We start from the raw sequence: 1,412 nt of genomic DNA on the forward strand, positions 1-1,412 counted from the left end.
GTCGGTGATCTCGACGGTGACGGTGCCCTGGACATCGTCCTGAAGTGGCAGCCCACCAACGCCAAGGACAACTCTCAGTCCGGATACACCGGCAACACGGTCGTCGACGGCATACGGCTGGACGGTACCCGGCTGTGGCGCATCGACCTGGGCCGCAACATCCGCTCGGGCGCGCACTACACGCAGTTCCAGGTGTACGACTACGACGGCGACGGCAAGGCCGAGGTCGCCATGAAGACCGCCGACGGCACCCGGGACGGCACCGGCGCGGTGATCGGCAGCTCCTCGGCCGACCACCGCAACTCCAGCGGCTACGTCCTGTCCGGCCCCGAGTACCTGACCATGTTCAACGGCCAGACCGGCAAGGCGATGCAGAGCGTCGACCACGTCCCACCCCGCGGCAACGTCTCCTCCTGGGGCGACAACTACGGCAACCGCGCCGACCGCTTCCTCGCCGGCACCGCCTACCTCGACGGCACCCACCCCTCCCTGATCATGGCCCGCGGCTACTACACCCGCACCGTCATCGCCGCCTGGGACTGGCGAGGCGGCTCCTTCACCCGCCGCTGGACCTTCGACACCAACTCCTCCACCAACAGCGGCAAAGGCTACGACGGCCAGGGCAACCACAGCCTGTCCGTCGCCGACGTCGACGCCGACGGCAAGGACGAGATCGTCTACGGCGCCATGACCGTCGACGACAACGGCAACGGACTGTGGACGACCAGGCTCGGCCACGGCGACGCCGGACACGTCGGGGACCTCAACCCCTCCCGCACGGGCCTGGAGTACTTCAAGGTCTCCGAGGACCGCAGCAAGCCCGGCTCCTGGATGGCCGACGCCCGCACCGGCCAGATCCTGTGGCAGACAGCCTCCGGCGCCGACAACGGCCGCGGCGTCGCCGCCGACATCCACCCCGCCAGCCCCGGCGCCGAGGCCTGGTCCGCCTCCGACACCACCCTGCGCTCAGCCACCGGCGCCTTGCTGGGCCGCAAGCCGTCCAGCATCAACTTCCTGTCCTGGTGGGACGGCGACACCGTCCGCGAACTCCTCGACGGCACCCGCATCGACAAGTACGGCCCCTCCGGCGACACCCGCCTGCTGACCGGCTCCGGCGTCTCCTCCAACAACGGCACCAAGTCCACACCCGTCCTGTCCGGCGACATCCTCGGCGACTGGCGCGAAGAGGTCATCTGGCGCACCAGCAACAACACCGCCCTGCGCATCTACTCAACACCGAACCAGACGAACACCAGGATCACCACCCTGCTCCACGACACCCAATACCGCACAGCACTGGCCTGGCAGAACACCGCCTACAACCAACCACCACACCCCAGCTTCTTCATCGGCAACGCCATGCCCACCCCACCCCGTCCCACCGTCTACACACCCTGAACCCGGCGCCCGCG

General features: G+C 68.6%; 1 protein-coding gene. It reads left to right on the top strand.

Annotation, left to right across the window (positions count from 1 at the left end; all coding sequences use genetic code 11):
* Nucleotides 1-1,398 (top strand): rhamnogalacturonan lyase (locus ACYVMZ_RS39290; RefSeq protein WP_461088102.1); only part of this gene is annotated, 1,398 nt, incomplete at its 5' end.
* Nucleotides 1,399-1,412 lie beyond the last annotated feature (14 nt).

The organism is Streptomyces deserti (assembly GCF_054782695.1).